7 protein-coding genes are annotated in these 9,108 nt (G+C 72.3%); 1 reads left to right on the forward strand and 6 read right to left on the reverse strand.

Annotation, left to right across the window (positions count from 1 at the left end):
* The 4 genes from TR48_RS32565 to nsdA all read right to left on the reverse strand — a co-directional run.
* A partial coding sequence (locus tag TR48_RS32565; protein ID WP_042374004.1) for a [protein-PII] uridylyltransferase occupies positions 1-2,126 on the reverse strand: 2,126 nt, incomplete at its 3' end.
* 94 nt (positions 2,127-2,220) lie between these two features.
* Positions 2,221-2,559, reverse strand: coding sequence for a P-II family nitrogen regulator (locus TR48_RS32570; protein ID WP_042373992.1), 339 nt, complete (start codon positions 2,557-2,559; stop codon positions 2,221-2,223).
* Position 2,560: 1 nt separating this feature from the next.
* On the reverse strand, positions 2,561-3,910 hold the full coding sequence (locus TR48_RS32575; protein ID WP_042373993.1) for an ammonium transporter: 1,350 nt from the start codon (positions 3,908-3,910) through the stop codon (positions 2,561-2,563).
* Between the two features lie 321 nt (positions 3,911-4,231).
* Positions 4,232-5,692 carry a transcriptional repressor NsdA gene (gene nsdA / locus TR48_RS32580; RefSeq protein ID WP_042373994.1) on the reverse strand — a complete coding sequence of 487 codons (1,461 nt, stop codon included), beginning with the start codon at positions 5,690-5,692 and terminating at the stop codon, positions 4,232-4,234.
* Between the two features lie 444 nt (positions 5,693-6,136).
* Here nsdA and TR48_RS32585 point away from each other — a divergent pair, with 444 nt between their 5' ends.
* A complete protein-coding gene (locus TR48_RS32585) occupies positions 6,137-6,652 on the forward strand; it encodes a bifunctional DNA primase/polymerase (RefSeq protein ID WP_042373995.1) in 516 nt (171 codons plus the stop codon).
* A gap of 75 nt (positions 6,653-6,727) precedes the next feature.
* On the opposite strand, the gene ftsY is transcribed toward TR48_RS32585, so the two are convergent.
* Together ftsY and TR48_RS32595 are read right to left on the reverse strand one after the other, a co-directional pair.
* On the reverse strand, positions 6,728-7,930 hold the full coding sequence (ftsY, locus tag TR48_RS32590) for a signal recognition particle-docking protein FtsY (RefSeq protein ID WP_042373996.1): 1,203 nt from the start codon (positions 7,928-7,930) through the stop codon (positions 6,728-6,730).
* A gap of 31 nt (positions 7,931-7,961) precedes the next feature.
* Positions 7,962-9,108: AAA family ATPase (locus TR48_RS32595; RefSeq protein WP_042373997.1), on the reverse strand; the 1,147-nt coding region annotated here is incomplete at its 5' end.

Genomic DNA, 9,108 nt, shown 5'->3' on the forward strand with positions numbered 1-9,108 from the left:
CCGTCGAGGGCGCGGCGGATGTCGGCGCGCAGCCGCGCGGCCTCGGGCACGTCGCCGAACTCGGCGGCGACCTTCCAGGTCAGCACGAGCACCGGCCCCGCGCCGATCGGGTCGAGCTCGCGGATCGCCGCCGTGCGGACGGTCAGCCGGTGCAGGGCGAGGACGCCCGCGACCGTCGGCAGCACGTCCGGCCGGTCCGGCAGGGCGAGGGTGAGCTCGACGCCCATCGGCTCGCCGTACGGGCCGCCGCCGCGTGACCCCGCGCTCTCGCCACCCTCCGCCTCCGCGCGCACGGACAGGGCGGGCCCCGCCGTCCGCGCCGCCTCCACGGCCAGCCGCTCCTCCTCCGCCGTCGCCTCCGTCGCGCTCTCCGGCGGCGCGCCGTCCCCCGCCAGCGCCGCCGCGGCGCGCTGGACCAGGTCGGCGACGAGGGTCGCCCGCCAGTTGCTCCACGCGGCCGGGCCGGTGGCCAGCGCGTCGGCCTCGGTGAGGGCGTGCAGCAGCTCCAGGACGCCGACGGTTCCGACCGCGTCCGTGATCACCGCGATGGTCGCCGGATCGTCCGGGTCGCGGCGCATCGCCGTCTCGACCAGCAGCAGGTGGTGGCGGACCAGCAGCGCCAAGGTCTCCACGTCCTGCTTCGGGAACCCGATGCGGGCGGCCACGTCCCGGGTGATCACCTCGCCGGCCTCGGAGTGGTCGCCGGGCCAGCCCTTGCCGATGTCGTGCAGGAAGGCGGCGACGAGCAGCAGGTCGGGGCGGGCGACCCGGCGCGTCATCGCAGCGGCGCGCGCGGCCGTCTCGACCAGGTGCCGGTCGACGGTCCACCGGTGCACGGCGTTGCGCTGCGGGCGGCAGCGGACCCGCTCCCAGTCCGGCAGCAGGCGGGTGACCAGGTCCTCGGCCTCCAGCGCCTCCCAGACCGGGATCGCGTTCTCCCCCGCGCCCAGCAGCGTGATCAGCTGCTCGCGGGCTTCGTCCGGCCACGGCACCGGCAGCGGCCTGGTCTCCGCCGCCAGGCGGCGCACGGTGCTCAGCGACAACGGCAGGCCGGCCTGCGCGGCGGCGGCCGCGGCGCGCAGCGGCAGCGCCGGATCCTGGCCGGGACGCGCGGGCGCGGCGAGCACCGCCTCGCCCTCCATCTCCACCACGCCCTCGGCCAGCGGTCGCCGCTCGATCGGGCCGCGGGCGGCCCCGGTGCCGAAGCCGAACCTGCGGCGGCCGGCGCGGGTGCTGCGGGCCCGCAGCACCCGCTCGACCTCGCGCCAGGTGACGTCGGCGGCGTAGGCGACCACTCGTGCCGCCGCGTAGACCTGCCGCAGCAGGATGTCCGCGTCGAGCAGGCCGAGCTCGGCGGCGACGGCGTCCTGCTCCTGGAGGCTGAGCCGGTCCGTGGCCCGGCCGGTGACCAGGTGCAGCGCGTCGCGGACGTCGCGCAGCCGGGCGGCCGCGTCGGCCAGCCCCGCGCGCGGGGCGTCGGCGACCCAGGAGGCGGCGACGGCGTCGAGCGCGGTGACGTCGCGCAGGCCGCCGCGGGCCTCCTTCAGGTCCGGCTCCAGCAGGAAGGACAACTCGCCCTGCCGCTCGGCGCGTTCGCGGCAGAGCTGGAGCAGTTCGGGCAGCCGGGTGGGCGCGGTGGCGCGCCAGTCCGCGAGGACGGCGGAGCGCAGCGAGGCCGCGAGCGCCGGGTCGCCCGCGACGTGGCGGGCGTCCAGCAGGCCGAGTTGGGCCTTAAGGTCCTCGGCCGCCACCTTGCGGGCCTGGCCGAGGTCGCGCACGGAGTGGTCGAGCGCCATGCCCTGGTCCCAGATCGGGTACCAGAGCCGCTCGGCCAGCGCCGGGACCGCCGACGCGCGGGCGCCGCCGTCGTGGAGCAGCACCACGTCCAGATCGCTGCGCGGGGACAGCTCGCCGCGGCCGTAGCCGCCGACCGCGACCAGCGCGACGCCGTCGCCGGGCGCGCCCTGCAGCGCGTCGGTCAGCAGGCCCTGGAGCCAGCGGTCCGTCAGCTGCGACAGCGCCGCACGCCGGGCCGCGCCGGTGCGGCCGTCCTCCCGCAGCAACGCGAGCCGTGCCGCGGCGTATCCGGTCTCGGCCCTGTCGCCGTCGGCCTGCTGATCCGTCACGTCTCTCCTCCGGTCGGAGATACGGCGCAGCGGACTCGCGCCCTCCTCGGTCACGAGTCCGCTCCGCCGGCCAGTGTTGCCCTCGGCGTACTGCCTACAGCGCGTCCGGTCCGCGCTCGCCCGTGCGGACCCGCACGGCGGTCTCGACCGGCACGCTCCAGACCTTGCCGTCACCAATCTTGCCGGTCCGGGCCGACTTGACGATGACCTCGATGACGCTGTCGGCGTCGTCGTCCTCGGCCAGCACCTCGATGCGGACCTTCGGGACGAGGTCGACGGTGTACTCCGCGCCCCGGTAGACCTCGGTGTGGCCGCGCTGCCGGCCGTAGCCGCTGGCCTCGGTGACCGTCAGGCCGTGTACGCCGAAGGACTGCAGGGCCTCCTTGACGTCGTCCAGGCGGTGCGGCTTGATCACGGCGGTGATGATCTTCATCTCAGGCATCGACCTTCGTCTCGGCGGGGCTGTCGGCTGCGGTCTTCTTGGCGGTCGGCGCCGCGGGCGCCGACGAGGAGAAGGCCTTGGACAGGGCCGCGCCCACCGCGCTGAAGTCGTAGGCCGACTCGGCGTGCTCGGCCTGGTCGATACCGGCGATCTCGACCTCCTCGGAGACCCGGAAGCCCATCGTCTTCTGGATGACCATGCCGATGATCCAGGCCAGGACGAAGGAGTAGACGCCGACCGCGCCCACGCCGATCGCCTGCTTGCCCAGCTGAGCGAAGCCGCCGCCGTAGAAGAGGCCCTTGGCCGCGGAGCCGCCGCCCCCGGTGGCCAGCAGGCCGATCAGCAGCGCGCCGACCGCGCCGCCGACCGCGTGGACGCCCACGACATCGAGCGAGTCGTCGAAGCCGAGCTTGTACTTGAGGCTGATCGCCCAGGCGCAGAGCACGCCGCAGATCAGTCCGAGCGCGATCGCGCCCAGCGGGCTGATGTAGGCGCAGGCCGGGGTGATGCCGACCAGGCCGGCGACCGCGCCGGAGGCGGCGCCCAGGGTGGTGAACGCGCCGTGCTTGATCCGCTCGAAGATCAGCCAGCCGATCATCGCGGAGGCCGTGGCGACCTGGGTGTTGGTGAAGGCGAGGCCGGCCAGGCCGTTGGCGGCGAGCGCGGAGCCCGCGTTGAAGCCGAACCAGCCGAACCAGAGCAGACCGGAGCCGAGCATCACCAGCGGCAGGCTGTGCGGACGCATCGGGTCCTTCTTGAAGCCGACCCGCTTGCCCAGCACCAGGGCGAGGGCCAGGCCCGCGATACCGGCGTTGAGGTGGACCGCCGTACCGCCGGCGAAGTCCAGCGCGCCGACGTGGTCGACCAGCCAGCCGCCCTTGCCGTTGTCGGTGTAGAAGACCCAGTGGGCGACCGGGAAGTAGACGACGGTGACCCAGAAGGCGATGAAGACAGCCCAGGCGCTGAACTTCGCCCGGTCCGCGATCGCTCCGGAGATCAACGCGGGAGTGATCACCGCGAACATCAGTTGGAACATCGAGAATGCGAACACCGGAATGGTTCCGGACAGTTGGTTCATTCCGATGTGGCGCATGCCGACCATCGAGAAGTCGCCGATGAGACCGTGGAATGAATCAGGGCCGAAGGCGATCGAAAAGCCGAAGAGCACCCACAGCACTGTGACGATGCCGAGCGCGATGAAGCTCATGGCCAGCATGTTCAGAGCACTCTTGACCCGGACCATGCCGCCGTAGAAGAACGCGAGGCCCGGGGTCATCAGCATGACCAGTGCCGCGCTTATGAGTACGAATGCGGTGTCTCCGCCGCTGAAGCCGCTGGGCATCGGCGTCTCCTCGATTGTCGGGCCGCTCCGATCCCGGGTATCCCGTCCCGTGCCCCCGGGGTTCGTCGGCTGATGTTGAGGAGATTGACGCAGGCCGGTTTCCGCAGATGCCCGCTGTTGTTTCGCACCGGTGACGAAGCTGACGCCGGTGTTACGCCCGGATGAACGGGACCTCACCGAAAACCGGCCGCGAGAACCGTCCGGATGACCTGGCGTGGGGGAGCCGAGTCGGGTGAAGGGGGACGGTGCTCGCGGCCGGAGAACAATCCGCTTTCGCGGCGAATCGGCAGCTCAGAAGGGACGTGCTCGAACCCTGCGAGGTCAGGCGCTGTTCTTGTTGGTCAGATTGTCGGGCAGCGTCTGGTCGATCTGCTCGCGCAGCCGGCGCACACTGGGCACGTCCTTGAACTCCCGCTGGGCCGCCTCGGTCGTCTTGCGCAGACGCGTATTGACACGTTCAGAACGAATCCGCGCGGCGATCTCCATGGCCTGCTCGGCGGTGGCGACGGCGGCCTCGGGCTCCCGGTTGAGCACGTGGACGCTGGCCATGCCGATCAGATTGAGGGCGTAGGAGCGCTTGTGGCCCGGGTCGTCCGAGAAGAGCCGCACCGCCTCGCCGATCTCGGGCTCCGCCTGCAGCGCGTACACCTGGCTGCGGCCGGTGTGGTAGCAGAGGTCGCGGTAGGAGTGGCCGTTCTCGGCGTGCAGCTCGGCCTCGGAGAAGAAGCCCAGCCAGTCCGGGATCGGGTCGTTCCGGCCGGCCTCGTCGAAGCAGTCCTCGGCGTGCCGGGCGGCGCGGTAGCACTTGCCCGCCTCGCCGAGGTTGGCGTAGGCGCGGGCCTCCATGGCGTGCATGAGCGCGAGTTGGCGCGAACTCGCCGTGTCGCGGGCGCCGTACTGGGCCAGGTGGATCAGCTCCAGCGCGTCACCGGGGCGGTTCAGGTGGATCATCTGGCGGCACATGTCCGTCAGGATCAGCCCGCCGAAGGGGCGGTCCCCCGCCTCCTTGGCGGCGTGCAGCGCGAGCACGTAGTACTTCTGCGCACTCGGGTGCATGCCGACGTCGTAGGACATCCAGCCCGCCAGGTGGGCGAGTTGGGCCGTGGTCTGGAACAGGCGCTGGGTGGTCTGCGGGCTGTAGCTCTCCTGCAGCAGGTCGCAGACCTCGTGCAACTGGCCGACGACCGCCTTGCGGCGCAGGCCGCCGCCGTTCTGCGCGTCCCACTGACGGAACATCATGACCGTCGACTCGAGCAGGTCGAGCTCGGGGCCGGAGAGGCGGCCCGTGACCGGCTCGCCCTCGCGGGCGGCGGCCAGCGCCGGTGTCGGACGGCCGTGCGCGTTCGGAGTGAGCCAGCGCTGCATCGGCTCGATCAGGGCGGACCCGGCCGTGAGCGCCAGCGAAGTCCCAAGGAAGCCCCGGCGGTTGAGCATCAGGTCGCTGCGGGAGTACTCGGAGATGAGCTGGACCGTCTGCTCGCCGCCCCAGGGCAGGTCGATTCCGGACCCGGGGGTCAGCGGCGCCACCGCCTTGAGGCCGAGATCCTCTACCGGGACGGGTGATCCGAACCGGTCCGAGAAGAGCTCGGAGAGGATCTTCGGGATCGGCTCGCGCGGCTGCTCACCGTCGAGCCAGCGCCGCACCCGTGAGGTGTCGGTGCTGATGTGCGCTGCACCCATCTGCCGTGCGCGGCGGTTGACCTGACGGGCCAACTCGCCCTTGGACCATCCGCTGCGGACGAACCACGCGGTCAGCTTGTCGTTGGGTTGCTTGTCGCCCACCGGAACGCCCCCATCCCGGGCTCGTGGCCGTCAGTTTGCGTAAAAGCGGGATGAGTTGGCGTCGGTGAACCCGACCGTGCCAGTGGCATACCCGCTGACGTGCTCATGTCGCGCCGGGTTCTCCGACCCTGCATCAGGAACGTAGCGCGATTTGCGCCGACCGGGGGAGCTTGTACGGAGAAACGCCACCTTTCGCCACCCCTACGAGTGAACTTCCCGCGACTCACTCGCGCTTCACTGGTGAGCAGGATGTTCGCCGCCGTTCTCCGACGCCGGGTCCGAAGGAGCCCGATGGGCCCGATCCTGAACCGGCACTCCGGAGATATTGACTAGCACACCACCCGAACGACCGTCTGCCGTGCCCGAATTGTGAAGGCGCGAAGCAGGCGGGCATGCGCCCCGTAACCAAGGTCTCCCCCGATCGGTTGGAGGTGAGTGGACTTGATGAGCACCGACTCCCTGTTCGGCGACAGCTGGCTCCGGGTTCAGCGGCGCCGGGCCAGGCTGACCCGGACCGAGGCCGCGGCGGAGTACCGCTCACGCTGGGGCTGGGCCGCCGAGTTGGACGGCCCCGGCGTTCTCCTGCTCACCGGCCAGGCCTTCGACGTCCTCGACGTCCCGGAGCCGGCCGGCTGCCAGGCGCTGGTCCGTCTGGAGCGCATGGGCATCCGACCCGGCCCCGTTCTCGCGGCCCAGAGCCGCGCGTACTTCTTCGTCGCGCCCCAGACGGCCTCCCGCCTGCCCGAGCTGCTCTACCGCACGGGCTGGGACGACGCCGAGCTCGACCTCCTCCCGCACGGCCCCGGCTCCTCCGTACCGGCTCCCCCCTCCCCCGGGGCGCGCTGGCTGCGGCCCCCGACGGAGGACAACGCCGCCCGCCTCCCGGACCCGAAGCTCCTGCTCGGCACCCTCGCCTACGCCAGCCACCGCCGCGCCCCGGAGCTGGCCGGACGGCGCTGAGCGACGAACGACGAAGCCGCCGCCCGCACGGTGCGGGCGGCGGCTTCGGGGCCTTCGTCGGGGTGCTGCGGCGGGTCAGCCCAGCAGGGCGTCGACGAACGCGCCGGGCTCGAACGGGGCCAGGTCGTCCGCGCCCTCTCCCAGGCCGATGAGCTTGACCGGGACGCCGAGCTGGCGCTGGACGGAGACGACGATGCCGCCCTTGGCGGTGCCGTCGAGCTTGGTCAGCACGATGCCGGTGATGTCGACGACCTCGGCGAAGACCTTCGCCTGGACCAGACCGTTCTGGCCGGTCGTGGCGTCCAGGACGAGCAGCACCTCGTCGACCGGGCCGTGCTTCTCGACGACGCGCTTCACCTTGCCGAGCTCGTCCATCAGGCCGGTCTTGGTGTGCAGGCGACCGGCGGTGTCGACGAGGACGGTGTCCGCGCCCTCCGCGATGCCCTCCTTGACCGCGTCGAAGGCGACCGAGGCCGGGTCGCCGGCCTCCGGGCCGCGGACGGTGCGGGCGCCGACGCGCTCGCCCCAGGTCTGCAGCTGGTCCGCGGCGGCGGCGCGGAACGTGTCCGCGGCGCCGAGGACCACCGTGTGACCGTCGGCGACGAGCACGCGGGCGAGCTTGCCGCTGGTGGTGGTCTTGCCGACGCCGTTCACGCCGACGACCAGCAGGACCGCCGGTCGGGCCGGGGTCTCCTCGTCGTGGCGGGAGACGTGCAGAGTGCGGTCCAGCGACGGGTCGATCAGGGCGACGAGCTCCTCGCGCAGCAGGCCGCGCAGCTCGTCGGGGGTGCGGGTGCCGAGCACCTTGACGCGGGTGCGCAGCCGCTCGACCAGCTCCTGGGTCGGCTGGACGCCGACGTCGGCGGTCAGCAGCAGCTCCTCCACCTCCTCCCAGGTGTCCTCGTCGAGGCGGTCCCTGGAGAGCAGCGACAGCAGGCCCTTGCCCAGGGTGTTCTGCGAGCGGGCCAGGCGCGAGCGCAGCCGGACCAGGCGGCCGGCGGTCGGCTCGGGCACCTCGAGCTCGGGGGCCGCCTCGGCCTGGGCGGGGAGGACGACCTCCTCGACGGTGCGCCGTTCCTCGGGCGCACTGACCGCGGCATCCTCGCCGACCTGCGGCTCGGCCGGCGGCTGGACCGTCGTCGGGGCGGCGGGCTTGGAGATCTGCGGCTGCGCCTTGGGGGCGGGCAGCTGCTTGCGCCGTCGACCGGTGACGACGAGACCAGCGGCCGCCGCAACGGCGACCACAGCGATGACTACAGCAAGAATGACGGTTTCCATGGCCCTCCCAGTATCGGGTACGCGCAGGGACCTACTCGGACACCGGCTCCGGCTCGTCCGAGCGGCGCAGCTCACGCGGGGGCTTGCGAGGCTCGTCACGCAGCCGCTGGCTGATCACCTGGGAGATGCCGTCGCCGCGCATCGAGACGCCGTAGAGCGCGTCGGCGCACTCCATCGTCAGCTTCTGGTGCGTGATCACGATCAGCTGCGAGTTGTCGCGCAGCTCCTCCATGATCGCGATCAGCCGGCGCAGGTTGGTCTCGTCGAGCGCGGCCTCGACCTCGTCCATGACGTAGAACGGGCTGGGGCGCGCCTTGAAGATCGAGACCAGCAACGCGACGGCCGTCAGGGAGCGCTCGCCGCCGGAGAGGAGGGAGAGCCGCTTGACCTTCTTGCCCGGCGGGCGGGCCTCCACCTCGACCCCGGTGGTGAGCATGTTCTCCGGGTCGGTGAGGATGAGCCGCCCCTCGCCGCCCGGGAAGAGCCGCGAGAAGACGCCCTCGAACTCACGCGCGGTGTCGTGGTACGCGGAGGTGAACACCTGCTCGACCCGCTCGTCGACCTCCTTGACGACGGTCAGCAGGTCGCGCCGGGTGGTCTTGAGGTCCTCCAGCTGCTCGGAGAGGAACTGGTGGCGTTCCTCGAGCGCGGCGAACTCCTCCAGCGCGAGCGGGTTGACCTTGCCGAGCTGGGTGTAGGCCTTCTCGGCGGCCTTGAGCCGCTTCTCCTGCTCGGCGCGCACGTACGGGCGGGGGGCGGCCTCCTCCGTCGGCTCCTCGCCCTCGGCGGGCAGCGGCGGCGGGACGGGCTGGTCCGGGCCGTACTCACCGAGGAGGGCGTCGGACTCGATGCCGTGCTCCTCCAGCGCCTTGCTCTCCAGTTGCTCCATCCGCAGCCGCTTCTCGGCGCGAAGCACCTCGTCGCGGTGGACGGAGTCGGTCAGCTTGTCGAGCTCGGCCTTGAGTTCGCGGCTGCGGGCGCGCTCGCGCGTCAGCTCGGCCTCGCGCACGGCGCGCTCCTGCTCGGAGGCGGTCCTGTCGGCGGCGGCCTCGGCGAGGGAGTGCTCGATGTGCACGAGCAACTGCCGGGCGCCTTCGGCGACGGCGCTCGCGACCTGCGCCTCGTGCGCCGCGCGAGCGGCACGTGCCGCGGCGCGGGCCCGGGCCTCGCGCTCGGCG

Origin of the sequence: Streptacidiphilus neutrinimicus, from assembly GCF_000787815.1 — a bacterium.
Classification (GTDB): domain Bacteria; phylum Actinomycetota; class Actinomycetes; order Streptomycetales; family Streptomycetaceae; genus Streptacidiphilus; species Streptacidiphilus neutrinimicus.

Bases quoted from the DNA above. Each gene is read 5' to 3' on its own strand.
- TR48_RS32570 (WP_042373992.1), bottom strand. From the start codon at position 2,559: ATGAAGATCATCACCGCCGTGATCAAGCCGCACCGCCTGGACGACGTC.
- TR48_RS32575 (WP_042373993.1), bottom strand. From the start codon at position 3,910: ATGCCCAGCGGCTTCAGCGGCGGAGACACCGCATTCGTACTCATAAGC.
- TR48_RS32585 (WP_042373995.1), top strand. From the start codon at position 6,137: ATGAGCACCGACTCCCTGTTCGGCGACAGCTGGCTCCGGGTTCAGCGG.
- ftsY (WP_042373996.1), bottom strand. From the start codon at position 7,930: ATGGAAACCGTCATTCTTGCTGTAGTCATCGCTGTGGTCGCCGTTGCG.